Raw genomic sequence first — 24,052 nt, forward strand, 5'->3', positions numbered from 1 at the left:
CGCGGCGGGGCTGTCGCGGCCGCGTCCGGGCTGCCAGGGTTCCCCCATGTCGCACGTCGATCCGGCCCTCGTCGACGTCCGCACGGTGGCGGACCACCCGCTGGTGCTCAACGGCGCCACGAGCAAGCTGCGGATGGTCGCGCCCGGGTCGGTGACCGCCGGCCGGTACGGGTTGGTCGAGTACCACGTCGCGCCGCACAGCCCCGGGGCGGCGCCGCACTTCCACCAGACGTTCTCGGAATCCTTCTACGTGCTGTCCGGGCAGCTGACCGTCTACCACGCCGGATCGTGGGACCCCTTCGGCCCGGGCGACTACGCGCTGGTCCACGAGGGCGGGGCGCACGGCTTCCGCAACGACGGCGACGAGTGGACGTCGTTCCTCATCCTGTTCGCACCCGGCATCGCGCGCGAGAAGTTCTTCCTCGAGATGGCCGAGCTGCGGCGCAGCGGCCGCACCCTCACGCCCGAGGAGATGACGGCCTTCTACGCCCGGCACGACCAGGTGATGGTCGACGGCTGAGCGGGCCGCGGGGCGCCGCAGGCGCGGCGGCCCGCTGCCTGAGCTCTCCCGCCTGCGAGGTCCCACGCCGGCCCCCTCCACGCCGGTCGGCAGGCCGCCCACCTGCGCGGTCACCGCCGGGAGGGGCCGCCGGCGCTCCCGGGCGTGGGTAGGGTCGGAGCAGGACGCCGGTGGCGCCGATCGCGACGAGGAGGCTGTCCATGCCCCAGGGACCATGGTTCTTCTGCCTGAAGCACCACACCGTCGAGACGCGCGACGGCTGCGCCGAGCGGCACCGCCTCGGCCCGTACGAGACCCGCGAGCAGGCCGAGCACGCGCTCCAGTCGGTGGCCGAGCGCAACGAGCAGCTCGACGCCGAGGACCGCAGGTGGGAAGGCGACTGACCCCGTTCACCGGCTGAACCCGCCCGCGTGCGGGGGCGGCTGCCCGGCTCAGGGATGATCGGACGTGTGGCGCCGGGCGGTCCGGGCCGATGGAGGGGGCTTTCGTGACTGACGGGCGCACTGTCGAGGAGCTGGTCGTCGGGGTCCTGGGCGGGACGGGGCCGCAGGGCCGTGGCCTGGCCGTCCGGCTGGCCGCCGCCGGGCAGCGCATCCTGCTGGGCAGCCGGGACGCCGACCGCGCCTCCGAGGTCGCCGCAGAGGTCGCCGAGCGCGCCGCCACCGCGGCCGGCGGGACCGAGGTGTCCGTGCAGGGCGGCTCGAACGTCGACGTCGCCGGTGCCGCGGACCTGGTGATCGTCGCCGTCCCCTACGACGGGCACGCCGCCACACTCGCCGAGCTGGCCACGCCGCTGGCCGGGAAGATCGTCGTCGACTGCGTGGTGCCCATGGGCTTCGACGAGCTGGGTGCCTACGTCCTCGACGTGGAGGAGGGCAGCGTGGCGCAGCAGGCGGCGGCGCTGCTGCCCGACAGCCACGTGGTCGGGGCCTTCCACCACCTCTCCGCCGTCCTGCTCGAGGACCTCTCCCGGCCCACCCTGGACGGCGACGTGATGGTCGTGGGCGACGACCGTGCCTCGATGGACACGGTGCAGGCGCTCGCCGGCCGGCTCCCGGGCATGCGCGGCATCTACGCCGGCCGGCTGCGCAACGCCCGCCAGGTCGAGGCGCTCACCATCAACCTCGTGTCGGTCAACCGCCGGTACAAGGTGCACGCCGGTATCCGCATCACCGACGTCTGAAGCACCGCGTCACGGCCGCCCCCTGGTGCCGGCCCGGTCTCACTCGTTCGGGGTGCCGCGCCGCAGGCCCCTCGCCCCGGTGCCTTGCCGCGCGTCAGAGTTCCCCCGGCGGTGGGAACCGCCCGGATCCGGAACCGGAGGCAGACGTGCGAGGACGAGGGCTGCGTGCCGCCGTGCTGGGCGGCGTGGTGTCGGTCGCGCTCGCCGGGTGCACCACCGTGGTCGGCGGTCACGCCACGGCCGAGGCCGCCTCGGTCGCGGCAGGCCTGTGCTACATGACCGCGAATCCGGAACTGCTCAGCCCGGGCAACGTCGCCGGCTGCGACGCCGAGCACAGCGTCGAGGTGCTCGGCGTCCGACGCCTCCCGGCGGACCTCGCGGCGCACGACAGGCGTGACCTGATGAGCACCGTGGACGGCCCCTCGCCGCTGTTCGGCCCCTACGGAATGGACGTGTGCGGCGACGTCCTCCTGACCAGCAGCGGTCTGGCCGACGTCCTCGATCTGCCCGAGGACCCGGCCAGGCGGAAGGCCCTGGCGGTCACCCCGATCGCCAGCGCGTGGAACTTCTTCACCGTTCCGCAGGAGACGTTCTGGTCACGGGGTGAGCGCACCGTGGTCTGCGGCGTCGCCTACAGCGACAAGCTCGGGGCTCCGCAGACGCTCGCCTGGACGGAGGACGAGCCGATGTTCGCGGCGTTCACCACGAGCGGGTACCGGGCCGACCTCCGGTGGTGCGAGCGCTACGGCAAGGACCCGGCGGCGGCGTCCATCGTGGGCTGCGACGACCCCCACGACTGGGAGGCGATCTTCGAGTTCGACGCCGCCGCGGTGCTCGACCCCGACATGCTGCCCCGCATCTCCGTGGGAGCGGAGACGGCCGGGCAGTACCGGCTGCTGGCTGGGGCGTGCGAGGAGCTGGCGCCGGAACTGGTGCCCGATGCGGTCCGCCACGGGCTGGTGGGGGCCCAGATCGTCGGGGCGCCGGCTCTCGACTGGGGCACGCCACGGACCGCCGGTGGGGAGCCGGTGCACCGGGCGTCCTGCGGGGTGATCTCGCCACCCGGTCGGCTGATCGAGGGGTCCGTCTTCGACGAGGACGTCCGCTTCGAACCGCGCTGACCCGGCTCAGTCGAAGGAGTGCTCGGGGCCGGGGAACACCCCGGTGCGCACCTCGTCCGCGTACTCCTGGGCCGCGCGCAGCAGCTCTCCGCGCAGGTCGGCGTACTTCTTCACGAACTTCGGCACGCGGCCGCCGTTGAGCCCCGCCATGTCGGGCCAGACCAGCACCTGGGCGTCGCAGTCCACGCCGGCGCCGATGCCGATGGTCGGGATGGACAGCTCCTTGGTCACCTGCCCGGCCAGCTCCGCCGGCACCATCTCCAGGACGACGGCGAAGGCGCCGGCCTCCTGGACGGCGTGCGCGTCGGCCAGCAGCTGCTCGGCGCCCGTGCCGCGGCCCTGCACCCGGAAGCCGCCCAGGGTGTGCTCGCTCTGCGGCGTGAAGCCGATGTGCGCCATCACGGGGATGCCGGCGTCGTGCAGGAGCCTGATCTGCGGTGCCACGCGGACGCCGCCCTCGAGCTTGACCGCCTGCGCGCCGCCCTCCTTCATGAACCGGACGGCGGTCTCGAACGCCTGCTGGGGGCCGGACTCGTAGGAGCCGAACGGCATGTCGGCCACGACCAGCGAGCGCTGGGTGGACCGGGTGACGGCCTTGACCATCACCAGCAGGTCCTCGACGGTGACCGGCACGGTGCTGGAGTAGCCGAGCACGACGTTGCCCGCGGAGTCGCCGACCAGCATCACCGGGATGCCGGCCTCCTCGAACACCGCGGCGCTGTAGGTGTCGTAGGCGGTGAGCATCGCCCACTTCTCGCCCCGCTCCTTGGCCTGCTGCAGGTGGTGCACGCGCACCCGGGCGGTCGACCGGCCGCCGTACAGCACCGACTCGCTCATGCTCGTGCTCCTTCGCGGACCGTGGGGAGGGTCTCCCGCCACCGGTTGGTGATCGGCAGGCGCCGGTCCCGGCCGAACGCCTTGAGGCTGATCTTCGTCCCGGGCGCCGACTGCCGGCGCTTGAACTCGGCGGCGTCCACCAGTCGGAGGACCCGCGCCACCACCTCGGCGTCGTGCCCGCGCTCGAGCAGCTCGGCCATCCCCAGGTCGCGGTCGACGTAGTCGGCGATGACGGCGTCGAGCTCTTCGTAGGAGGGGAGCGAGTCGGTGTCGACCTGGCCGGGTGCCAGCTCCGCCGACGGGGGCTTGTCGATGCAGTGCTGGGGGATCGGCTCGACCTGACCGCGGTCGGCGGCGTACCGGTTGCGCCAGCGGGCCAGCTCCCACACGAGCGTCTTGGGCACGTCCTTGATCGGCGCGTACCCGCCGGCCGAGTCGCCGTAGAGCGTCGAGTAGCCGACGGCGATCTCGCTCTTGTTGCCCGTGGTCAGCAGCAGGTGCCCGTGCTGGTTGGACAGCCCCATGAGCAGGGTGCCCCGCACGCGGGCCTGCAGGTTCTCGGCGGCGACCCCGGTGAGCTCCACCGACGCGTGGTACGCGTCCACCATCGGGGCGATCGGCACGACCGAGTAGTGCAGGCCGAGCCGGCGCGCCTCGTCCTCGGCGTCGAACAGCGAGTGGTCGCTGGACCACTTCGAGGGCAGGCCCACGCCGTGCACGCGGTCGGCGCCCAGGGCGTCGACGGCGAGGGAGGCCACGACGGCGGAGTCGATGCCGCCGGACATCCCGAGGACGACCGAGGGCATGCCGTTCTTCTCGATGAAGTCGCGCAGGCCGAGGACGAGCGCCCGCCACACCTCCTCGCAGTCCTCCAGCGGATCGGCGACGGTCCCGGGCCGGGCCTCGAACGAGGGGGCCGGCTCCTCGGAGACCACCGAGCGGGTCACCGTCATCGCGCCGACGCGCCCGTCGCGGCGTCCCTCGGTCGACCCGGCGAAGGTGAGGTCGACGGTCATGAGGTGCTCGACGAACTGCGGCGCACGCGCGAGCAGCTCGCCGTCGGCGGCCACGACCATCGAGTCGCCGTCGAAGACCAGCTCGTCCTGGCCGCCCACCTGGTTGCAGTAGACGACGGGGGCGTGCGCCTCGGCGGCCCGGCGGCGCACCATGGGCAGCCGCAGGTCGTCCTTGGCCCGCTCGTACGGCGAGGCGTTGGGCGAGACGACGAGGTCGACGCCGGCCTCCCCGGCGACACCGCAGGGGCCGTTCTCGACCCAGAGGTCCTCGCAGATCGTCAGCGCGACGTCGACGCCGTGCAGGCGGACGACGGCCAGGTCCGTGCCCGGCACGAAGTAGCGCGCTTCGTCGAAGACGCCGTAGTTGGGCAGGTGGCGCTTGTAGTAGCGGGCGACGACGCGGCCGCCGTGCAGCAGGGCGGCGGCGTTGCGCGGCTGGCTGCTGCGGGGGTTGGCGTCACCGGGCAGCTCCTCGGCGTCCTCCCGCTCGGAACCCTGCGGTCCGTCGGCCGGGCCGGGAGCCCCGTCCTGGCTGTGCGCCAGGTAGCCGACGACGACAGCGACGTCCCCGAGGCCGCGCTCGGCGAGGGTGCCGGCCAGGTCGACCACGCCCTGCTCGCTGGCCCGCGCGAACGACTCGCGGAGCACCAGGTCCTCGGGCGGGTAGCCGGTCAGGGTCATCTCGGGGAACACCACCAGGTGGACGTCGGCCCCGGCCGCCGTCGCCGTCCAGGCGGTCACCAGCTCGGCGTTGCCCTCGATGTCGCCGACGCGGGTGTCGACCTGGGCCAGACCCACCCGCAACTGACGAGGCTGCTGATCGCTCACCCGGTCAGTCTGGTCGTCCACCAGGGCGCACGGCCAGGCGGGGCGCCCACGACCGGGTGTCTGATCGGACACCCCGGCGTCGCCCGGACGGGGTGCAGGCGACGCTCCGCTCTTCTTCCGCGAACCTGGATTGGTTCTAGACTTCCGGCATGGACGACGCACGGACCGCCCAGGTGGCCGCGGTCGCCGCGCTGGCCGAGCCGACCCGCCGCCTGCTGTACGAGCACGTCGTCCGCCGGCCCGGCGCGGTGAGCCGGGACGAGGCGGCCCGGGCCACCGAGGTTCCTCGGGCGACGGTCGCCTTCCACCTCGACAAGCTGGTGGAGGAGGGCCTCCTCGACGTCGTCTTCGAGCGGCGCACCGGTCGCAGCGGCCCGGGCGCCGGCCGGCCGGCGAAGCTCTACCGGCGGGCGGGGTGCGACGTCGCGGTGTCCTTCCCGGAGCGGCACTACGACCTGGCCGGGGGGCTGCTGGCCGCGGCGATGGAAGAGGCCCAGTCGACCGGCGAGCCGCCCCGGGCGGTCCTCGGCCGGCTGGCGTTCACGCGCGGCCGGGAGCTGGGGGCGGCCGCTCGGACGGGCGCCCCGGCCGCAGGGAGCCCGGACGTCGCGCTGGGTGCGCTCGAACGGCACGGCTTCGAGCCCCGGGTCGAGGGCGGGGCCGTCACTCTGGCCAACTGCCCGTTCCACCGGCTGGCCCGCGAGCACACCGAGCTCGTCTGCGGCATGAACCTCCGCCTGCTCGAGGGCGTGCTGGACGGCGCCGGCGACGCGAGGCGCGTCGCCCGGCTGCAGCCGTCGCCCGGGCGCTGCTGCGTCCGGCTGGAGCCCGCTGACGGGTAGCCGTTGACAGCCGGGCCGTCGCAGGTCTGTACTTCTAACTCTCGCTGGTTTTAGAAGGAGTCCGCGATGACGAGCACCGTCAGCGCCCCGGATCCGCTCGGCGTGGTCACCGCACCCACCCGTCTGCGCGTCGTCCGCAACCGCGCCGCCGTGGATCCCGCCACGGCCGAGCGCGCGGTCGCCGACCTCCTCCGCGCGCTGGGCCGCGATCCGGACGATCCGCACCTGGCCGACACCCCGCGCCGGGTCGCCGACGCCTTCGCCGAGCTGCTGACCCCTGCGTCGTTCGACCTCACGACCTTCCCCAACGACGGGGGCTACGACGAACTGGTCATGGCGACGGCCATCCCGGTGCAGTCCCTGTGCGAGCACCACCTCCTGCCCTTCACGGGCGTCGCCCACATCGGCTACCTGCCCGGCGAGCGCATCCTCGGTCTGTCGAAGCTGGCCCGGGTCCTGGACCTGTTCGCCCGCGACCTCCAGGTGCAGGAGCGGCTGACCCAGCAGGTGGCCGACTGGTTGCAGGAGAACCTCGCACCGCGCGGGGTGGGCGTGGTGATCGAGGCCGAGCACCTGTGCATGACGCTGCGCGGCGTCCGGGCCCGTGGTTCCCGCACGACGACGTCGGCCCTGCACGGGGTCCTCCGGGAGGACGCTCGGTCCCGTCAGGAGTTCTTCGCTCTCTCCGGAGGTGGGCGGCGATGACCGCTGCGGAGCCGTACGTGATCGTCGGTGGGGGACTGGCCGGGGCCAAGGCGGCGGAGACGCTGCGCGCCGAGGGCTTCGACGGCCCCGTCGTCCTGGTGGCGGGGGAGCCGGAGGTCCCCTACGAGCGGCCGCCCCTCTCCAAGGACCACCTGCTGGGCAAGGCGGACCGGGAGAGCGCGCGGGTGCACGCGGCCGACTGGTACGCCGAGCAGGACGTCGAGCTGCGCACCGGCATCCGGGCCACCTCCCTCGACCCGGCCGCGCACCGGCTCGGCCTGGAGACCGGCGAGGAGCTCCCGTACGCGAAGCTCCTGCTGGCCACCGGGTCGTCGGCGCGCCGGCTGCCGGTCCCCGGCGCGGACCTCGAGGGCGTCCGCTACCTGCGCACGCTGGCCGACTCCGACCAGCTGCTGGCCCACCTCTCCGGCGGTGGACGGCGGGTGGTCGTCGTGGGAGCGGGCTGGATCGGGCTCGAGGTCGCGGCCGCGGCCCGGCACCACGGCGACGACGTGACCGTCGTCGAGCCGCAGCCCACGCCGCTGCACGCGGTGCTCGGGCCGGAGATGGGGCGGGTGTTCGCCCGGCTGCACCGCGACCACGGCGTGGACCTGTTCACCGACACCGTCGTCCGGGAGTTCCGGGGCGCGGGTGGCCGGGTGACCTCCGTGGTCACCGACCGGCACGCCGGGCTGCCCGCCGATCTCGTCGTCGTGGGCATCGGGGCGACGCCGAACGTCGAGCTCGCCGCCTCCGCCGGGCTCGAGGTGGACAACGGGATCGTCACCGACGACGCGCTGCGGGCCTCGGCCCCCGACGTCTTCGCGGCCGGCGACGTCGCGTCGTCCTTCCACCCGCTCTACGGGCGGTACGTGCGCGTCGAGCACTGGGCCAACGCCCTCAACGGCGGGCCGGCGGCGGCGCGGTCGATGCTGGGGCGGCCGGTCAGCTACGACCGGGTGCCGTACTTCTTCACCGACCAGTACGACCTGGGCATGGAGTACTCCGGGCTGGGCGGGCCCACCGACGCCGTCGTCACCCGTGGCGACGTCGACGGCGGGGAGTTCATCGCCTTCTGGCTGCACGACGGCCGCGTGGTCGCGGGCATGAACGTCAACGTCTGGGACGTCACGGACCCCATCCAGGCGTTGATCCGCGCCCGGCGGCAGGTGCCGGTGGCCTCGCTGAGCGACCCCGCCGAGCCGCTGGAACGCCTGGCCGCCTGATCGTCCGGTGTGGCCAGATGCGCCGGATGCCCCGGAAGGGGCAGGCTGGCGGGGACGTCACATCCCGGAAACGAGCGGACGCGATCATGGCGAGCATGGACCGACAGCAGGAGTTCGTCCTGCGGACCCTGGAAGAGCGCGACATCCGCTTCGTGCGGCTGTGGTTCACCGACGTCTCGGGCTACCTCAAGGCCGTCGCCGTGGCCCCGGCCGAGATCGAGGCCGCGTTCGCTGAGGGCATCGGTTTCGACGGCTCGGCGATCGAGGGCTTCGCCCGCGTCTACGAGTCCGACATGCTCGCCAAGCCCGACCCCGGCACCTTCCAGGTGATGCCCGCGACCAAGGGGGCCACCAGTGACACGGCGCGGATGTTCTGCGACATCACGCTGCCCGACGGCTCGCCGGCGTGGGCGGACCCCCGGCACGTGCTGCGCCGGACGCTGGCCAAGGCCGCCGACATGGGCTTCACCTTCTACACGCACCCCGAGGTGGAGTTCTTCCTGCTGAAGAACCTGCCCTCGGACGGCTCGCCGCCCGAGCCCGCCGACACCGGCGGCTACTTCGACCTGTCCACGCACAACGTGGCGCACGACTTCCGCCGCGAGGCGGTCTTCGCACTCGAGGCGATGGGCATCTCCGTAGAGTTCAGCCACCACGAGGTCGCGCCCGGCCAGCAGGAGATCGACCTGCGCTACGCCGACGCGCTGTCGATGGCGGACAACATCATGACGCTGCGGCACGTCGTCCGCGAGGTGGCGCTGGCCCAGGGCGTGCACGCCACCTTCATGCCCAAGCCGTTCACCGAGCTGGCCGGGTCGGCCATGCACACCCACGTCTCGCTGTTCGAGGGCGACCGCAACGCCTTCCACGACGCCGCGGACCCGATGCGGCTCTCGACCACCGGCAAGCAGTTCATCGCCGGCCTGCTCACCCACGCCCGCGAGTACACCGCCGTCACGAACCAGACGGTCAACTCCTACCGCCGGCTGCTGGCCGGCACCGAGGCGCCGACCGCCGCCACCTGGGGCCGGGCCAACCGCTCGGCGCTGGTGCGGCTGCCCTCGTACAAGCCGAGCAAGGCGCAGTCGGCGCGGGTGGAGATCCGGTCGCCCGACTCGGCGTGCAACCCGTACCTGACCTTCGCCGTCCTGCTCGCCGCCGGGCTCCGGGGGATCGAGAAGGGCTACGAGCTGCCGCCCGAGGCCGAGGACGACGTCTGGTCGCTCACCGACACCGAGCGCCGCGCGGCCGGGTACGAGGACCTGCCGGTCTCCCTCGGCGAGGCGCTCACCGCGATGCAGGGCAGCGAGCTGGTCGCCGAGACCCTGGGCGAGCACGTCTTCGAGTTCTTCCTCCGCAACAAGTGGGAGGAGTTCAACTCCTACCGGCAGAACGTGACGCCCTTCGAGCTGCGCCGCTACCTGCCCGGCCTGTAGATGGCCTCGTCGCAGCGGCCCGTGCCGAGCCTGCGGGGCACGGGGGGCGACGAGGTCTTTACGCTCGCAGGCGTGGCCCGCCTGCTCGTCGTCGTCCTGCACGAGACCGATCCGCCCGCGCGGCTGGGGGAGTGGCTGCGCGGCGCCGGGGCCGAGCTCGACGCACGCCACGTCGGGCGGGGGGACGAGCTCCCGGCAACTCTCGAGGGCTACGACGGCCTCGTGGTCCTCGGCGGCCCGCAGTCGGCGATGGACGACGAGGAGACCAGCCCCGAGCTGACCGGCGCACGGGCCCTGCTCGCGCAGGCGCTGCAGGCCGATCTCCCGACGCTGGCCATCTGCCTGGGCGCCCAGCTGCTGGCCCAGGTGGGCGGCGGCACGGTCCGCGAGGGCGTGGAGGGCCCGGAGGTGGGGGCCCTGCTGGTGGCCAAGCGGGACGCCGCGGACAGCGACCCGCTGTTCGCCCCGCTGCCGCTCTCGCCCGACGTCCTGCAGTTCCACCACGACGAGATCTCCCAGCTGCCCACCGGGGCGACGCTGCTGGCGAGCAGCCCCGTGTACGCCCACCAGGCGTTCCGCGTGGGCCGGCACGTCTACGGGCTGCAGTTCCACATCGAGACGGCGCCCGAGATCATCCACGAGTGGGCCGAGCGGGACACCGTCGGAGTCGCGGCCAGCCCCTGGGACCGCGAGACGATCTGCCGCATGTCCGACGCCGCCCACCCGCACGTCGAGGAGGCGTGGCGGCCGTTCGCGGAGCGTTTCACCGAGCTGGCCCGCACCCGAGCGCAGCAGGCAGCGTGACGACCGCCGAGGCGGAGATCCCGCGTCGCGCCGTCGTCCGGCTGGTGCGGTTCGGCTTCGAGGACGGCGCCCGCGCGGCGCTGCTGCTGTCGGACCCCTCCCTCGGGCTCTGGGACCTCGAGCGGAACGAACCGGCCGATCCGGAGGCAGGTCCGGTCGTGGCGGCGCTGGCCCGGGCCGGCGACCCTGACCTCGCGCTCCGCTCGCTGCACCGGCTGGTCGAGGCGCTGGACAGCTCCGATCCGCACGGGAGCGCCGCCGCGGCGCTCCTGGCCGGCCTGCGCGGGTCGGGTCTGCTGCGCAGCCGGCTGCTCGCCGTCCTCGGCGCCAGCTCCGGGCTCGCCGACCACCTGGCGGCCCACCCGGGGGACTGGACCGTCCTCGACGACGACGCCGACGGCATGCCACGCGGCTCCGCCCGACCGGCGCCCGAGGAGCTGCGCGGCCAGATGCTGGCCGCCGTCGGCGCGGACCCCGACGATCCGCCGTGGGGCGTGCGCCTGGGCAAGGCGGCGCCGGACGCCTCGCCCGAGCGGATCCGTCGGCTCCGGCTGGCCTACCGCCGGGCGATCCTCTCCCTCGCCGGCCGAGACCTCGGCGACGGCGTGCCCACGGAGCAGGTGGCCGCCGAGCTCGCCGACATCGCCGCCGCCGTCCTCACCGCCGGTCTCGCCCTGGCGGTCGCCGAGCAGCCGGCCTCGGCGTCACCGTGCCGGCTCGGCGTCATCGCCATGGGCAAGACGGGGGGCCGCGAGCTCAACTACGTCAGCGACGTCGACGTCGTCTTCGTCGCCGAGCCGGTCGACCCGAGCGACTCCGAGAGCGCCGCCCTGTCCAGCGCCACGCGCGTGGCGGCCGCCCTCATGCGCATCTGCAAGGAGGCCGCCTGGGAGGTCGACGCCGCGCTCCGGCCGGAGGGCAAGGCCGGCGCCCTGGTCAGGACCCTCGCCGGGCACCAGGCGTACTACGAGCAGTGGGCGAGCACCTGGGAGTTCCAGGCGCTGCTGAAGATGCGCCCGGTGGCCGGGGACCCCGACCTCGGGCTGGCGTACGTCGAGGCGCTCTGGCCGATGGTCTGGAAGGCCGGCGACCGGCCGGGCTTCGTCGCCGAGGTGCAGGCCATGCGGCGCCGCGTGGAGGCCAACATCCCGCCGGCCCAGGCCGAGCGGGAGCTCAAACTGGGCCGCGGTGGCCTGCGCGACGTCGAGTTCGCCGTCCAGCTGCTGCAGATGGTGCACGGACGGGCGGACCCCACGCTGCGCGTCGGAGGCACCCTGCCGGCCCTGCAGGCGCTCTCGGCCGGCGGGTACGTCGGCCGCGAGGACGCCGCGACGCTGATCGCCTCCTACCGCTTCCTGCGCACCGTCGAGCACCGGCTGCAGCTGCTCCGCCTGCGCCGCACGCACCTCCTGCCCACCGACGAGCAGCAGCTGCGGTGGCTGGCCCGCGCGCTCGGCTACAAGCCCGACTCCCGGGGCAGCGCGGTCGACGTCCTCGACGCCGAGCTGGCGCTGCACACCCGCGAGGTGCGCCGGCTGCACGAGAAGCTCTTCTACCGGCCGCTGCTGTCGGCGGTGGCCCGCGTCCCGGGCGAGCACCTCGCCCTGGGGTCCAAGGCGGCCGGTGACTGGTTGCGGGCGCTCGGCTTCGCCGACCCCGACGGCGCGCTGCGGCACCTGGCGGCGCTGACCGGCGGGGTGTCCCGCTCGGCGTCGATGCAGAAGTACCTCCTGCCGGTGCTGCTGCAGACCTTCGCCTCGTGCCCCAACCCCGACGCCGGGCTGCTGGCCTACCGCCAGGTCAGCGAGGCGCTCGGCGGCAACCAGTGGTTCCTCCGGCTGCTGCGCGACGAGGGCCAGGTGGCCGAGCGGCTCGCCCAGCTCCTGGGCTCGAGCCAGTACATCGCCTCGCTGCTGACCCGGACCCCCGAGGCCCTGCGGCTGCTCGCCGACGACGCCGAGCTGGAGCCCCGCGGAGCCGCCGGGCTCGCCAAGGCGTGGCGGGCGGCGGCCGGTCGTGCGTCCGACCCCCAGGAGGCCATCCGGGTGGTGCGGGGCCTGCGCCGGCAGGAGCTGCTGCGGGTGGCGGCCGCCGACCTGCTCGGCCGGCTCGACGTCGTCCGCCTGGGACAGGCGCTGACCGACATCGCCGCGGCCACGCTGCAGGTGGGCCTCGACGTGGCGGTGCGGGCGCACGCCCTGGAGACCGGGGCCGACCCGGCCGCGATGCCGATGGAGATGGCGGTCATCGGCATGGGCCGGCTCGGCGGCGGGGAGATGGGGTTCGGGTCCGACGCCGACGTGCTGTTCGTGCACCGCCCGCGAGAGGGCGCCGACGAGGCGAAGGCGACGTCCACGGCCAACGCCGTCGCCCACACGCTGCGCCGCCTGCTGTCGGAGCCGGCGCCCGATCCGGCGTTCGAGGTGGACGCCGACCTGCGCCCCGAGGGCCGTCAGGGCGCGCTGGTGCGGAGCCTCTCGGCCTTCCGCGAGTACTACGAGCGGTGGGTGTCGGTCTGGGAGGTGCAGGCGCTGCTGCGCGCCGTCCCGGTGGCCGGCGACGAGCAGCTGGGTGCGGACTTCGTCGCGATGATCGACCCGATCCGCTACCCGGAGGACGGGCTCACCGACGAGCAGGTGGCGGAGATCCGGCGGATCAAGGCGCGGGTCGAGCGCGAGCGGCTGCCCCGCGGCGCCGACCCGGCGACGCACACCAAGCTCGGCCGTGGCGGACTGGCCGACGTCGAGTGGACCGTCCAGCTCCTCCAGCTGCAGCACGCCGCCGAGGTCCCGGCCCTGCGGGTCCAGCCGACCGTCGAGGCGCTGGCCGCGCTCGGGGACGCCGACCTGCTGCACGCCGACGAGGCGGCGGCCCTGCGGTCGGCCTGGGACATGGCGACCCGGGCGCGGAACGCCATCTTCCTGGTGCGGGGCCGGCCCAGCGACCAGCTGCCGCGTCCGGGGCTGGAGCTGGCCGGCGTGGCCCGGGCCTCCGGATACGGGCCGGACACCGATCCCGGCCAGTTCATGGACGACTACCGCCGCACGACCCGGCACGCCCGGTCGGTGGTCGAGCGCGTCTTCTACGGCCAGTCCCCGACGGGCTGACCGCCGGCAGTGGCGAAAGGCCCTGTCGGGCCGCTACGGACGGCGACAGGCTGTGCGCACCCGCACCGCGGTGCCACACGGGTGGCGCGGGCGCAGTTGCGGTCGGCCCCGGAGGTCGTCGGTGTCTCCCACCCTTGCCCGATCGCTGGCCGCCGAGTTCCTCGGCACCGCCCTGCTGGTCGTCGTCGCGGTCGGTTCGGCCGTCGTCGGGATCGACGCCATCGGGCCGCTCGGCGTCGCCCTCGCGTTCGGCCTCACCCTGCTCGCCCTCGCCTATGCGATCGGTCCCGTGTCCGGGTGCCACGTCAACCCGGCGGTCACCCTGGGGGTGCTGCTCTCCGGAGGCATGACGGTGCGGGAGGCCGCCGGCTACTGGGGGGCCCAGTTCGCCGGGGGGATCGCCGGTGCGGCGGTGCTGCAGCTGCTGACCAGCGGCTTCGGCGACGTCGTGGACCAGACCGGCACCCTCGGCGCCAACGACTACGGCCTGACGATCAGCATGGGCGGGGCCTTCCTCGTCGAGGCGCTGCTCACGTTCGTCTTCGTCGCCGTGATCCTGATGGTCACCGGGAAGGCGGCGGCCCCGGGCTTCGCGGGGCTGGCGATCGGGCTGACGCTCGCCGCGGTGCACCTGGTCGGCATCCCGCTGACCGGCACCTCGGTCAACCCCGCCCGCTCGCTGGGTCCCGCCCTGTTCGCCGGCGGCGACCCGCTGGCCCACGTCTGGCTGTTCCTCCTGGCGCCGCTGGTCGGCGGTGCGATCGCCGTCGTCGTCGTCCGGGCGATCTCGGCGCCCGCGCTGACGGTGGAGCGGGCCGGAGCCGCCGGCGAGCTGGACGAGACGGGCGTGCAGCTGCCCGAGGAGGAGCAGCCCGGTACGGCCCTCCCGCGGGCCCGTTCGTCGGTCGAGGCCGGTACGGAGGCGGCCCGCAGACGGCACCGGTCGAACAGCTGAGCCCCCGTCACCCGTGCGGGTCGGGTCCCCCCGCGCACGTGTGCGCGCCGGGGGAGCGGGGCAGAGGAGGAGCGTGTCGCGCCCCCTGTCCGCCCAGCCCGACCTGCCCGACGACGTCGAGGCGGGTCCTCCCGGGGAGGAGGGCGCGACCATCACGCCCTACCGGGACGGGCCGCTGATCGTGCGCGGCGACTTCCGGTTGCTCGACCAGGACGGCGACGAGATCGACCCCGGCCGCCGGACCATCGCGCTCTGCCGGTGCGGCAAGTCCGGTATCAAGCCGTTCTGCGACGGCTCGCACAAGCGGTCGGGGTTCTCCGCGCCCAGCGCGCCGAGCCGGCCACGCCCCGCGGCCCGGATCGTGCGCGAGGGCCGCGGGGGGACCGCGCCCGCCTGAGCCGCCGGGCTCAGCGGCGGGTGTCGAACGCCTTCGCCATCTCCACCTGCTCCTCGAGCACCTCGCCGATGCGGGTCTGGACGGCGTCCAGCTCCCCGATGACCTCGCTGGTGGCGTGGATGCCCTCGGACACCGAGCGGCTGCTGCTCTGGATGCCCGCGACCTGCTCGGAGACCCGCTGGGTGGCACCGGCGGTCTCGCGGGCGAGGTCCTTCACCTCGCTGGCGACGACGGCGAAGCCCCTGCCCAGCTCGCCGGCGCGCGCCGCCTCGATCGTGGCGTTGAGGGCCAGCAGGTTGGTCTGGTCGGCGATGGCACCGATGATCCGGATGACGTCGTCCACGGCGGCCGACGCCGTCCCGAGCGCCTCGACCTCGGCGGTCATGGACGACGCCTGCGCGACCGCTCGCTCGGCCACGCGACCGGCGTCGTCGGCGGCCTGACGGAGCCGGTCGACGGTCTCCAGCAGCGCGCGCGAGTTGACCGCGTCCGCCTGGGCCCGGCGCAGGATGTCCAGCCGCTGGGAGACCAGCTGGGCGACGTTGCGCAGCGCGGAGGCCCGCGAGTCCGACAGCTCGATGGTCTCGGTGACGAAGAAGTCCATGGTGCCGATGACCTGGCCGCCCGCGGTGATGGGGAAGCAGACGCCCGAGCGGACGCCGGCGCGCTGAGCGGCCGGGGCCCGCACGCAGTCGGTCACCTCCGCCAGGTCGCGGACGAAGACGAGGTCGCGCTCCCGCCACGCGCGTCCGGAGAGGCCGACGCCCTCGGCGAAGCTCGCCGCCAGGGTGACCGTGCGGAACTCCTCGCCGGCGGAGCCGGACTCGACGTCGAACTTCAGCAGGTTGTCGGTGCGGTCCAGCGCCCAGAACGAGCCGTAGGCCCAGCCGAACGCGGTGCGCACCGTCTCCAGGGCGGTCCGCAGCGCCTCCGCCTCGTCCCTGGCCTCACCGACCTCGGCGACGACGGTGGTGACCGCCAGCCGGTCGTCGAGGTTCTCCCGCAGCGTGGCGGTGGCCACGGCGCTGCGCCGGGCGTGGGCGACGAGCCGGCCGATGGCCTCCCACTTCTCGGTCCGGCCGCCGAAGAAGGGGAGCTCGCGGCGGGAGTAGTACTCGAGCACGGCGGTCACCCGGCCGTCCTCGACGACGGGCAGGAAGCAGCCCTGCCGCGCCCCGGCCGCGGCGGCGGTCCGCCAGCGCAGGCAGCCGGCCGTGCTCGAGCTGTCGTCCATGAGCACCGTGCGGTGGTCGCGGAGCGCCTCGCCGCCGTAGCCCGCCCCGGACACCATGGCCTCGCCGTCGGTCCAGGCCGCCGCCATCGCGGACGCGAACTCGCCCTCGGTGACCCGGAGGACGAAATCACCGGAGTGGTCGGGGAGCCACGCGGCGCCGTAGGCCAGGTCCAGCGAGTCCACCAGGCTGTGCATGATGCGCTCGTGCGCGACGATCTCGTCGCTGACCTCGCTGCCCAGCGCCGCGATCACCCGTTCCAGGGCCTCGACGTCCTTCGGGAAACCGCCGGCGGCCGCCGGCTGCGCCGATGTGCCCTGACGACCCCACATGTGCGCTCCTGATGTTCCGGTACTGCCGGTCTCGGCCGAATGGAGGTTCGGCATCGGCGGTCCGGACTCCAGTCGTACGCGGCGCGACGTCGTGCAGCGGTCCGGTCAGGCGGCCAGGCTGCGCTCCCGGCGCAGCGCCGACCGGCCGCTCTCCCACGCGCCGAGCAGGTGCAGCGCGGCCAGCCCGTCCATCGCGAGGGAACAGGCGGCGCCGAAGAGGACGTCGGCGGCCAGCTCGGGCTCCCCGGCGACCAGGGAACCGCACATGTCCACCGACGCGATCTGCTCGTGGACGGCGTCGGCCTCGACGTGCTCGTCGTAGAAGACCGTCACCCGCTCGTCGAAGCCGAGCCGGCGCAGCCCGGCCGAGTAGCGGCGGCTGGGCTCCGAGGACGTCATCTCCACCGCGGTGAGGTGCCCGAGCGCCGCTCCGCGCCACCGCCGGTGCAGCCCGAACAGCGACATCGTGTTGACCGACGCGAAGGCGGCCGCGGGGGCGTCGTCCCAGAGCGCGCCGTACGTCGCGTCGAGGCCGAGCGAGGTCATCAGCCCGGCGAAGAGCTCGCTGTGCATGCGGGCGGCGGAGCCGCCGCCGTACTCGTCGGCCTGGATCTCGACCATGGCCGCCTTCGCCCGGCCGGACAGGCGGGGGATGGCGAAGGTGTGGGGATCGGCCTCCTTGAGGTGGTAGACCGACCGGAGGGCCAGGTACTCGCGCCACTGCTCGAGGCTGCCCTGCTTGCTCATGAACGACGACAGCGACGGCCCGTCGTCGGCCGCGATGAGCGCGCTGAGCTGCCGGTCGACCGGCTCGCCGGTGACCTCGATCGGGCCGACCAGCTCCCGCAGCGCCGCCAGGTGCCGGCGCTCCAGCGCGGCACGCACCCGGAGGAGGGCGGGATCCCACTCCCAGTCCTCGGAGACACCGTCGAAGCCGCGGTAGTGGAGCTCGTACAGGACGGCGAGGCTGATCTGCAGGTCCTCGTCGGTGAGGGCGCACGCTCCGGCGCCGGCCACCCGGTCGGCCCGCTCGATCGTCTCGGCGGACAGGGACGTCCGGGTGGCCAGATCGCGGCAGAGGGCAACGCTGAGAGGGCCCCGGGGCTCGGGCAGCTGCATGCACCCGATCATGCCCAGGGACCGGTGTTCGATGCGTCGGGGCGTGTGATGTCCCCCGCGGGTAGTACGGGGCCATGCCCCATCCGTGGAACCGCGTCGTCCTCGTCACCGGCGGTAGCGCCGGCATCGGCCGTGCCGCCGTCACCAGGCTCGTCCGCGACGGTCACCTCGTCCTCACCTGCGCCCGGCACGGCGACCGCCTCGAGGAGGCCGTCGGCGACCTGCCCGGGGTGACACCGGTGGTGGCCGACGTCGCCGACGCCCGCGACCGGAGGGCGCTGGTCGAGCGGGTCCTCGAGGAGCACGGCCGGCTGGACGCCGTCGTGCTCGACGCGGGGCGGGGGTGGGCAGGCCTGCTGGGGGACATGCCCGGGGATGCCGTGGAGGGGATCGTCGCCCTGAACCTCACCGGCACGATCGAGCTGACCCGGCTGGCGCTCCCGCACCTGCTGGCGTCGGCCGGCCGGAGCGGACGCGCCGACGTCGTCGCCGTGTCGTCGGTGGCGGCGTGGTCGCAGGTGCCGCCGCTGACCGTCTACTCCGCGACCAAGGCGGGGGTGCACGGCTTCGTGAAGGGCCTGCGGCGCGAGGTGACCGCCCGGGGAGTCCGGGTCCACACGGTGAACCCGTTCTTCGTCGAGACCGAGTGGCTGGCCCGTGGGCACGGCTCCGCGCCGGTCTCGGACGCCGACGCCCGGGGGCGGCTGTCGCGCGGCATCGCGCCCGACCGGGTCGCCGACCAGATCGCTGCCTGCCTCGGCGCCCACGGCTCGCGCACCGTCGCGGTGCCCCGGTGGGCCGGCCTGGCCCGGCTGGGCGAGCTGCCGCCCATCGGCCGCGCGATGGACCGGGTGCTGTCCGCGAACGCCCACCGGGTCCGGTCGGCGGCGGCGCGGGCGGTCGAGCGGCGGGTCGGCTGACGCGGTTGCTCTCGGTCCGGTGACGGACGCCGCGCCACCCTTGCCAGGCCTCGTCGGGCGCGGTTGTCTCAGCAGCACTTCCGGCGGACCGGCGAGAGGCAGCCATGGATTTCCTGCAACCGACGTCGTGGACCGATGCCCTCGCCGTGCGCGCGGAGCGGCCCGACGCCGTGCCGATCGCCGGCGGCACGGACGTGATGGTGGACCTGAACTTCGACCGCCGCCGGCCCGGTGCCCTGCTGGACCTGGGCCGGGTGCCCGAGCTGCGGGAGTGGGCCGTCGACGACGGGCAGGTGCGCCTGGGCGCCGGTGTGCCCTACTCCCGGATCATCGACGAGCTCGGCGACCGGCTGCCGGGGCTGGCGATGGCCGCCCGCACCGTGGGCTCGCCGCAGATCCGGATCCGGGGCACCGTCGGCGGCAACCTGGGGTCGGCCTCCCCGGCCGGCGACGCGCACCCGCCGCTGCTGGCGGCCGGAGCGGTGGTCGAGGTCGAGTCGGCCGCGCGCGGGGTGCGGCAGCTCGCCGCGGCGGACTTCTACACCGGCGTGAAGCGCAACGCGCTGGCCGACGACGAGCTGGTCGCGGCGGTGCTGGCGCCCGTCGCGGCCGGGCCGCAGCAGTTCTGCAAGGTGGGCACCCGCAACGCCATGGTGATCGCGGTGTCGGCGTTCGCCTGCGCGCTGCACCCCGACCGGAGAGCCGTCGGCACCGGCATCGGCTCGGCCGCGCCCACCCCGCGCCGGGCGACCGACGCCGAGGAGTTCCTCGCCGGCGAGCTCGAGTCGGCGGGCCTCTGGGACACCCGCGGCGAGCTGCCCGACGCGCTCGCCCGCGCCTTCGGGGAACGGGTGGCGGCCGCCGCCTCGCCGATCGACGACGTCCGGGGCAGTGCGGCCTACCGGCGGCACTCCCTGTCGGTGATGGCGCGTCGCGCCGCCACCTGGGCGTGGACCGAGTACCGGCACGACCGGCGGAAGGCGGCCTGACCGATGCGCATCACCACGACCGTCAACGGGACCGTCCACGAGGTCGACGACGTCTGGCCCGGCGAGAGCCTGCTCTACGTGCTGCGCGAGCGCATGGGCCTGCCCGGTTCGAAGAACGCCTGCGAGCAGGGCGAGTGCGGCTCCTGCACCGTCTACCTCGACGGCGAGCCGGTCTGCTCCTGCCTGGTGGCCGCCGGTCAGGCGATCGGCCGCGAGGTCACCACCGTCGAGGGACTGGCCGGCGACGGGGGCCTGCACCCCGTGCAGGAGGCGTTCGTCGAGGCCGGCGCGGTCCAGTGCGGCTTCTGCACGCCGGGGCTGCTCGTCGCGGCCCACGACCTGCTCGAACGGGTCCCCGATCCCTCCGACCTGGAGATCCGCGAGGCGCTGGCGGGAAACCTCTGCCGCTGCACGGGGTACGAGAAGATCCTCGACGCGGTCCGGCTGGCCGCGGCCCGGCAGGCGCAGTCGTGAGCACCGACGCCGGCACGCGGACCACGGCCCCGACGTCCGGGCGCATCGGGGACAGCCCGCTCCGCCCGGACGGCACGCTCAAGGTCACCGGCGAGTTCGCCTACGCCAGCGACCTCTGGCACGACGACATGGTGTGGGGGGTGACCCTGCGCAGCCCGCACCCGCACGCGCGGATCCGGGGCATCGACGTCACCGAGGCGCTCGCGGTGCCCGGCGTGAGCGCCGTCCTCACCGCCGACGACGTCCCGGGCGAGAACGCGGTCGGCCTCGAGCACGCCGACCAGCCGGTGCTGGCATCGGAGTTCGTCCGGTACGAGGGGGAGCCGGTCGCACTGGTGGCCGCCGACCACCCCGATACCGCCCGCCGGGCGGCGAAGCGGATCCGGGTCGACTACGAGGTGCTGCCGGCGGTCACCGACCCGCGCCGGGCCATGGACGACGACGCCCCGCCGGTCCACCGGCCCGGCAACCTCGTCCGGCACCTGCACCTCCAGCGGGGCGACCAGGCGGCCACCGCGCCGGTCGTCGTCTCGCTCGACCTCGAGGTCGGCATGCAGGACCAGGCGTTCCTGGGCCCGGAGTCGGGGCTCGCCGTCCCGGCCGAGGACGGCGGGGTCGACCTCTACGTGGCGACCCAGTGGCTGCACGTCGACCAGCGGCAGATGTGCCTGGCGCTGGGCATGCCCCCCGAGAAGGTGCGGCTGCACCTGGCCGGCGTGGGCGGCGCGTTCGGCGGGCGCGAGGACCTCTCCGTGCACGTGCACGCCTGCCTGCTGGCCCTGCGCACCCGCAAGCCGGTGAAGATGAGCTACGGCCGCGAGGAGTCGTTCTTCGGCCACGTCCACCGCCACCCGGCCTGGCTGACCTACGAGTTCGGGGCCGAGCGCGACGGCACGCTGGTCTACGCCCGCGCCCGGCTGCTGTTCGACGGCGGCGCCTACGCCTCCTCGACCGCCGCCGTCGTCGGCAACGGCGGCACGCTGGGGCTCGGCCCGTACCGCATCCCGAACGTGACCGTCGACGCCTACGGGGTGTTCACCAACAACCCGCCCTGCGGCGCGATGCGGGGCTTCGGCTGCGTCCAGGCCGCGTTCGCGCACGAGGCCCTGATGGACGAGCTCGCCGACACCGTCGGTGTGGACCGGGTCGCGATCCGGCAGCTCAACGGCATGCGCGAGGGCGACCTCAACATCACCGGCCAGGTGATCGACTCCGCCGCGCCGGTCGCCGAGCTCCTGGAGATCGTGTCCGGCCTGCCGATGCCGCCGGAGCGGTCGGCGGACCCCGACCTCCGGTCGCTGCCCGGGGCGGTCGGCAACACGACGCATGGCGAGGGCGTCGTGCGGGGCGTCGGCTATGCCGTCACCTACAAGAACATCGGGTTCTCCGAGGGGTTCGACGACTACTCGACCGCCCGCGTCCGCCTGGAGATGACCGGCGGGGAGGCCGTCGCCACGGTGCACACCGCGGCGGCCGAGGTCGGCCAGGGGCTCATCACGGTGGAGCAGCAGATCTGCCGCACCGAGCTCGGGGTGGAGCGGGTCGTCGTGCACCCGAAGAACACCGCGGTCGGCTCGGGCGGGTCGACGTCGGCGTCGCGGCAGACCTACGTCACCGGGGGAGCGGTGAAGGCGGCGTGCGAGGCGGTGCGTGCCGTCGTCCTCGACCGGGCGGCGCTGCGGCTCGGCCGGGACGCCGCCGAGCTGCGGCTCGACGGCGAGAAGATCGTCGGCGCCTCCGGCGAGGTGCTCGCCGGGCTGGCGGAGGTGCTCGGCGCCGATGCCGTCGAGGAGACCCGGGAGTACCGGCACCGGCCCACCCACGCGATCGACCCGGTGACGGGGCAGGGCGACGCGCACGTGCAGTTCGCGTTCTCCGCGCACCGGGCGGTGGTGGACGTCGACGTGGAGCTCGGCCTGGTGAAGGTGGTCGCGCTCGACACGGCGCAGGACGTCGGCAAGGCGATCAACCCCGACGCGGTGGTCGGCCAGATCCACGGCGGCTCGGCGCAGGGCATGGGGCTGGCGCTGATGGAGGAGATCGTGGTGACCGACGGGCACGTGCGGAACCCGTCGTTCACCGACTACCTGATCCCGACGATCCTCGACATGCCGCCGATGCAGGTCCAGGTGCTCGAGTACGCCGACCCGCACGCGCCCTACGGCGTCCGCGGGGTGGGGGAGCCGCCGACGATCTCCTCCGGTCCCGCCGTCGCCGCCGCGGTGCGCGCCGCGTGCGGCAAGGCGCTCCGCCGCGTCCCGATCCGCCCGGAGCACATCACCGGCACCTGACCCCCGCCGCGTCGGTCACCGGCTCCCGCCGGGCGGTGCGGCGCTCCACGTCGCAGAGTGAGCCGTGCCCTTCCAGCCCGGATCGCTGACCGTCAGCCGCGTCGACGCCGACCGCTGGGAGCTCGTCGACGCGCTGGTCTACCAGGGGCGCCGGGACCGGTTCGTCGTACCGGCCGGCTTCCGCACCGACTTCGCCACCGTGCCGGCCCCGGTGCGCTGGCTGGTGCCGCGCTTCGGCACCTACACGCTGGCGGCGATCCTGCACGACTGGCTGGTCACCGAGGGCCTGGCCACCGGCGCGGTCACCTCGCGGGACGCCGACGGCATCTTCCGCCGGGTGATGCGCGAGAGCGGGGTGCCCCTCCTGCGCCGCTGGTTGATGTGGGCCGGCGTCCGGTGGGGTGCCCTGTTCAACGAGCGACGGCGCCCCGGCTGGCTGTGGAGCGCGCCCGGGGTGCTGGCGATCTCGCTCGCCGCGGCACCCCTGGTGCTGCCACCCGCGGTGCTCGTCCTGCCCGCGCTCGCGGTCTACGCCCTGGCCGAGCGCCTGGTGGCGACGGTGGTGCCGGCACGCCGGGAGCAGCTGGTCCTCCGCATGTGACGATCCCGTTGAGACCCGGTCGCGGGGGTTCGGGACGGGGCTGCGCCGGTCACAGGACGAGGGACCGATCCGTCCTCCCGGGAAGAGGTTCCATCCCGTATGCGCCACTTCGTCGCCGGAGCGTGCTCGCTCCTGCTCCTGACCGCGTGCGGTGGGACCGTCAGCGGCAGCGCCACGACCTCGTCGGTGGGTGCCCTGGGCGGTGCGGCAGCCGAGGGCGCCGGGACGGCACGCTGCACCAGCCCTGCGGGGTTCTCGGTCGCCCACCCGGCGGACTGGTCGGTGAACCCCGGCGAGGTCCTGCCGGGCTGCAGCTGGTTCGGGTCCGAGCCGTTCACCGTCCCGGAGGCGTCGGACGTGCGGATCGCCGACGTGGCGCTCGTGGTGGAGAGCGGAGCCCACGGGGGCCGCGCGTGGCCCGACGCGACCGCCCGCACGACCGTCGAGGTCGCCGGGCGGCCCGGCGTGCGCGTGGAGCAGGTGGCCGCCCCGGGCTTCTACCCCGAGGGCACGCGCATCACGACGTACGTGGTCGACCTGGACCCCGGCCGCCCCGACGGCGCCGTGCTCGTCGCCGACACCGTCGGCCTGCCCGGCTTCGACTACGAGCGCAACGTCGAGGTGCTCGACGCGATGATGTCCTCCCTGACACTGGACGCCGCCGAGCGGGTCTGACCAGGCCGCTGCGGTCCGGGGCGGACGGGGTCCGCCGTCAGCCCGTGGCGACCTGGTCGATGCACAAGGTGTTCCCCTCGCTGTCGGTGAACCAGGCCGCGCGGCCCAGGCCCTCCAGCGAGGCGATCACGCCGTCCCAGTGCACCCCGGGCATCTCGTAGGTCTCGAACGCGACGCCCTTGGCCTCCAGGTCGTGCACCTCCGACTCGATGTCGGCCACGTGGAACTGGGCGATGGTGTGCCCGGCCCGGCCGGCGTACTCGGTCCGGTAGACCTGGAAGTCGGTGCCCCCCGCGGTCCGGTACACGAGTGCTTCCCCGCCGAGTTCCTGCACCGGGGTGAGCCCCAGCTTGTCCGCGTAGAAGTCCCGCGCCCGCCTCAGGTCGGCTGCCGGGATGTTGGCCGTCACCGTGCTGTCGTTCAGCATGGGCCCGCTCCTCAC

General features: G+C 74.4%; 23 protein-coding genes. 18 read left to right on the plus strand and 5 right to left on the minus strand.

Annotated features, from left to right (window positions below; all coding sequences use genetic code 11):
• Positions 1–46: 46 nt before the first annotated feature.
• The 4 genes from DCS98_RS16105 (at position 47) to DCS98_RS16120 (ending at position 2,824) form a co-directional block, all read left to right on the plus strand.
• On the plus strand, positions 47–520 hold the full coding sequence (locus DCS98_RS16105; RefSeq protein ID WP_116452399.1) for a cupin domain-containing protein: 474 nt from the start codon (positions 47–49) through the stop codon (positions 518–520).
• Positions 521–720: 200 nt separating this feature from the next.
• The gene (locus DCS98_RS16110) at positions 721–903 is read left to right on the plus strand and encodes a hypothetical protein (protein ID WP_116452400.1); all 183 of its coding nucleotides are present in this window, start codon (positions 721–723) and stop codon (positions 901–903) included.
• Positions 904–1,007: 104 nt separating this feature from the next.
• The gene (npdG, locus tag DCS98_RS16115; protein WP_116452517.1) at positions 1,008–1,703 is read left to right on the plus strand and encodes an NADPH-dependent F420 reductase; all 696 of its coding nucleotides are present in this window, start codon (positions 1,008–1,010) and stop codon (positions 1,701–1,703) included.
• Positions 1,704–1,849: 146 nt separating this feature from the next.
• Positions 1,850–2,824: a septum formation family protein gene (locus DCS98_RS16120; RefSeq protein ID WP_164704608.1), complete on the plus strand. Its 975-nt coding sequence runs from the start codon at positions 1,850–1,852 to the stop codon at positions 2,822–2,824.
• 6 nt (positions 2,825–2,830) lie between these two features.
• Here DCS98_RS16120 and panB read toward each other — a convergent pair whose 3' ends face one another.
• Both panB and DCS98_RS16130 read right to left on the minus strand, forming a co-directional pair.
• Complete coding sequence (gene panB / locus DCS98_RS16125; protein ID WP_116452402.1) at positions 2,831–3,661, minus strand: 3-methyl-2-oxobutanoate hydroxymethyltransferase; 831 nt, start codon at positions 3,659–3,661, stop codon at positions 2,831–2,833.
• The gene (locus tag DCS98_RS16130) at positions 3,658–5,505 is read right to left on the minus strand and encodes an NAD+ synthase (RefSeq protein WP_206340300.1); all 1,848 of its coding nucleotides are present in this window, start codon (positions 5,503–5,505) and stop codon (positions 3,658–3,660) included. Before DCS98_RS16130 ends, panB begins: the two co-directional genes overlap by 4 nt.
• A 149-nt stretch (positions 5,506–5,654) precedes the next feature.
• On the opposite strand from DCS98_RS16130, the gene DCS98_RS16135 reads away from it, so the two are divergent.
• The 8 genes from DCS98_RS16135 to DCS98_RS16170 all read left to right on the plus strand — a co-directional run bounded on the left by DCS98_RS16135 (position 5,655) and on the right by DCS98_RS16170 (position 14,977).
• Positions 5,655–6,347 (plus strand): helix-turn-helix transcriptional regulator, encoded by a 693-nt coding sequence (locus DCS98_RS16135; protein WP_116452404.1) that lies wholly within the window; start codon positions 5,655–5,657, stop codon positions 6,345–6,347.
• Positions 6,348–6,413: 66 nt separating this feature from the next.
• Complete coding sequence (folE, locus tag DCS98_RS16140; RefSeq protein ID WP_116452405.1) at positions 6,414–7,052, plus strand: GTP cyclohydrolase I FolE; 639 nt, start codon at positions 6,414–6,416, stop codon at positions 7,050–7,052.
• A complete protein-coding gene (locus tag DCS98_RS16145) occupies positions 7,049–8,278 on the plus strand; it encodes an NAD(P)/FAD-dependent oxidoreductase (protein ID WP_116452406.1) in 1,230 nt (409 codons plus the stop codon). Before folE ends, DCS98_RS16145 begins: the two co-directional genes overlap by 4 nt.
• A gap of 95 nt (positions 8,279–8,373) precedes the next feature.
• Complete coding sequence (gene glnA / locus DCS98_RS16150) at positions 8,374–9,714, plus strand: type I glutamate--ammonia ligase (protein ID WP_116452518.1); 1,341 nt, start codon at positions 8,374–8,376, stop codon at positions 9,712–9,714.
• Between the two features lie 72 nt (positions 9,715–9,786).
• Positions 9,787–10,518 carry a type 1 glutamine amidotransferase gene (locus DCS98_RS16155; protein ID WP_206340301.1) on the plus strand — a complete coding sequence of 244 codons (732 nt, stop codon included), beginning with the start codon at positions 9,787–9,789 and terminating at the stop codon, positions 10,516–10,518.
• Positions 10,515–13,625 carry a bifunctional [glutamine synthetase] adenylyltransferase/[glutamine synthetase]-adenylyl-L-tyrosine phosphorylase gene (locus DCS98_RS16160; RefSeq protein ID WP_116452408.1) on the plus strand — a complete coding sequence of 1,037 codons (3,111 nt, stop codon included), beginning with the start codon at positions 10,515–10,517 and terminating at the stop codon, positions 13,623–13,625. Before DCS98_RS16155 ends, DCS98_RS16160 begins: the two co-directional genes overlap by 4 nt.
• A 121-nt stretch (positions 13,626–13,746) precedes the next feature.
• The gene (locus tag DCS98_RS16165) at positions 13,747–14,580 is read left to right on the plus strand and encodes an aquaporin (protein ID WP_116452409.1); all 834 of its coding nucleotides are present in this window, start codon (positions 13,747–13,749) and stop codon (positions 14,578–14,580) included.
• A 73-nt stretch (positions 14,581–14,653) separates the two neighbouring features.
• Positions 14,654–14,977: a CDGSH iron-sulfur domain-containing protein gene (locus DCS98_RS16170; RefSeq protein WP_206340302.1), complete on the plus strand. Its 324-nt coding sequence runs from the start codon at positions 14,654–14,656 to the stop codon at positions 14,975–14,977.
• A gap of 10 nt (positions 14,978–14,987) precedes the next feature.
• Here the strand turns inward: DCS98_RS16170 and DCS98_RS16175 are convergent, their stop codons facing one another.
• Both DCS98_RS16175 and DCS98_RS16180 read right to left on the minus strand, forming a co-directional pair.
• Positions 14,988–16,541, minus strand: a complete 1,554-nt coding sequence (locus tag DCS98_RS16175) for a GAF domain-containing protein (protein WP_116452410.1) — start codon at positions 16,539–16,541, stop codon at positions 14,988–14,990.
• Between the two features lie 105 nt (positions 16,542–16,646).
• Positions 16,647–17,660 carry an iron-containing redox enzyme family protein gene (locus DCS98_RS16180; protein WP_116452520.1) on the minus strand — a complete coding sequence of 338 codons (1,014 nt, stop codon included), beginning with the start codon at positions 17,658–17,660 and terminating at the stop codon, positions 16,647–16,649.
• A 74-nt stretch (positions 17,661–17,734) separates the two neighbouring features.
• Here DCS98_RS16180 and DCS98_RS16185 point away from each other — a divergent pair, with 74 nt between their 5' ends.
• The 6 genes from DCS98_RS16185 (at position 17,735) to DCS98_RS16210 (ending at position 23,610) form a co-directional block, all read left to right on the plus strand.
• Entirely contained in the window at positions 17,735–18,580 is an 846-nt protein-coding gene (locus DCS98_RS16185) for an SDR family NAD(P)-dependent oxidoreductase (protein WP_116452411.1), read from the plus strand.
• A gap of 104 nt (positions 18,581–18,684) precedes the next feature.
• The gene (locus DCS98_RS16190) at positions 18,685–19,569 is read left to right on the plus strand and encodes an FAD binding domain-containing protein (RefSeq protein ID WP_116452412.1); all 885 of its coding nucleotides are present in this window, start codon (positions 18,685–18,687) and stop codon (positions 19,567–19,569) included.
• Between the two features lie 3 nt (positions 19,570–19,572).
• Entirely contained in the window at positions 19,573–20,043 is a 471-nt protein-coding gene (locus DCS98_RS16195) for a (2Fe-2S)-binding protein (RefSeq protein WP_116452413.1), read from the plus strand.
• Positions 20,040–22,334 (plus strand): xanthine dehydrogenase subunit D, encoded by a 2,295-nt coding sequence (gene pucD, locus DCS98_RS16200; RefSeq protein WP_116452414.1) that lies wholly within the window; start codon positions 20,040–20,042, stop codon positions 22,332–22,334. Before DCS98_RS16195 ends, pucD begins: the two co-directional genes overlap by 4 nt.
• 64 nt (positions 22,335–22,398) lie before the next feature.
• On the plus strand, positions 22,399–22,935 hold the full coding sequence (locus tag DCS98_RS16205) for a DUF1353 domain-containing protein (protein ID WP_116452415.1): 537 nt from the start codon (positions 22,399–22,401) through the stop codon (positions 22,933–22,935).
• Between the two features lie 99 nt (positions 22,936–23,034).
• On the plus strand, positions 23,035–23,610 hold the full coding sequence (locus DCS98_RS16210; protein ID WP_116452416.1) for a hypothetical protein: 576 nt from the start codon (positions 23,035–23,037) through the stop codon (positions 23,608–23,610).
• Positions 23,611–23,647: 37 nt separating this feature from the next.
• On the opposite strand, the gene DCS98_RS16215 is transcribed toward DCS98_RS16210, so the two are convergent.
• Positions 23,648–24,037 carry a VOC family protein gene (locus DCS98_RS16215; RefSeq protein WP_116452417.1) on the minus strand — a complete coding sequence of 130 codons (390 nt, stop codon included), beginning with the start codon at positions 24,035–24,037 and terminating at the stop codon, positions 23,648–23,650.
• Positions 24,038–24,052 lie beyond the last annotated feature (15 nt).

It is taken from the genome of Blastococcus litoris (assembly GCF_003075095.1).
Classification (GTDB): Bacteria; Actinomycetota; Actinomycetes; order Mycobacteriales; family Geodermatophilaceae; genus Blastococcus_B; species Blastococcus_B litoris.

What these genes read in the sequence shown, in the direction of transcription:
- DCS98_RS16105 (WP_116452399.1), top strand. Translation starts at nt 47, where the DNA reads ATGTCGCACGTCGATCCGGCCCTCGTCGACGTCCGCACGGTGGCGGAC.
- DCS98_RS16110 (WP_116452400.1), top strand. Translation starts at nt 721, where the DNA reads ATGCCCCAGGGACCATGGTTCTTCTGCCTGAAGCACCACACCGTCGAG.
- panB (WP_116452402.1), bottom strand. Translation starts at nt 3,661, where the DNA reads ATGAGCGAGTCGGTGCTGTACGGCGGCCGGTCGACCGCCCGGGTGCGC.
- DCS98_RS16135 (WP_116452404.1), top strand. Translation starts at nt 5,655, where the DNA reads ATGGACGACGCACGGACCGCCCAGGTGGCCGCGGTCGCCGCGCTGGCC.
- folE (WP_116452405.1), top strand. Translation starts at nt 6,414, where the DNA reads ATGACGAGCACCGTCAGCGCCCCGGATCCGCTCGGCGTGGTCACCGCA.
- DCS98_RS16145 (WP_116452406.1), top strand. Translation starts at nt 7,049, where the DNA reads ATGACCGCTGCGGAGCCGTACGTGATCGTCGGTGGGGGACTGGCCGGG.
- glnA (WP_116452518.1), top strand. Translation starts at nt 8,374, where the DNA reads ATGGACCGACAGCAGGAGTTCGTCCTGCGGACCCTGGAAGAGCGCGAC.
- DCS98_RS16175 (WP_116452410.1), bottom strand. Translation starts at nt 16,541, where the DNA reads ATGTGGGGTCGTCAGGGCACATCGGCGCAGCCGGCGGCCGCCGGCGGT.
- DCS98_RS16180 (WP_116452520.1), bottom strand. Translation starts at nt 17,660, where the DNA reads ATGCAGCTGCCCGAGCCCCGGGGCCCTCTCAGCGTTGCCCTCTGCCGC.
- DCS98_RS16185 (WP_116452411.1), top strand. Translation starts at nt 17,735, where the DNA reads ATGCCCCATCCGTGGAACCGCGTCGTCCTCGTCACCGGCGGTAGCGCC.
- DCS98_RS16190 (WP_116452412.1), top strand. Translation starts at nt 18,685, where the DNA reads ATGGATTTCCTGCAACCGACGTCGTGGACCGATGCCCTCGCCGTGCGC.
- DCS98_RS16195 (WP_116452413.1), top strand. Translation starts at nt 19,573, where the DNA reads ATGCGCATCACCACGACCGTCAACGGGACCGTCCACGAGGTCGACGAC.
- DCS98_RS16210 (WP_116452416.1), top strand. Translation starts at nt 23,035, where the DNA reads ATGCGCCACTTCGTCGCCGGAGCGTGCTCGCTCCTGCTCCTGACCGCG.
- DCS98_RS16215 (WP_116452417.1), bottom strand. Translation starts at nt 24,037, where the DNA reads ATGCTGAACGACAGCACGGTGACGGCCAACATCCCGGCAGCCGACCTG.